Consider the following 231-nt stretch of genomic DNA (forward strand, 5'->3'; position numbering starts at 1 on the left):
CGTCGAGGCGCACCAAGGGCCACGAGGGCGAGCTGGGCGGGGGCGAAGCGCGCTCCACCAACAACCGGATGGAGCTGCTGGCCGCCATCTCCGGCCTGGAAGCACTGACCGTACCGTGCGAGATCGTGCTGTTCACCGATTCGCAGGACGTGCGCCAGGGCCTGACCCAGCGGCTGCCGGGCTGGATCCCCAAGAACTGGAAGACCGCTGGGGGTGACCCGGTCAAGTACC

1 protein-coding gene is annotated in these 231 nt (G+C 68.8%); it reads left to right on the forward strand.

The features are described from left to right. Positions 1-231: RNase H family protein (locus tag KVS69_RS20830; protein WP_302675406.1), on the forward strand; the 231-nt coding region annotated here is incomplete at both ends.

The organism is Stenotrophomonas sp. GbtcB23 (genome assembly GCF_019091045.1).
In the GTDB taxonomy this organism is placed as follows: domain Bacteria; phylum Pseudomonadota; class Gammaproteobacteria; order Xanthomonadales; family Xanthomonadaceae; genus Stenotrophomonas; species Stenotrophomonas rhizophila_A.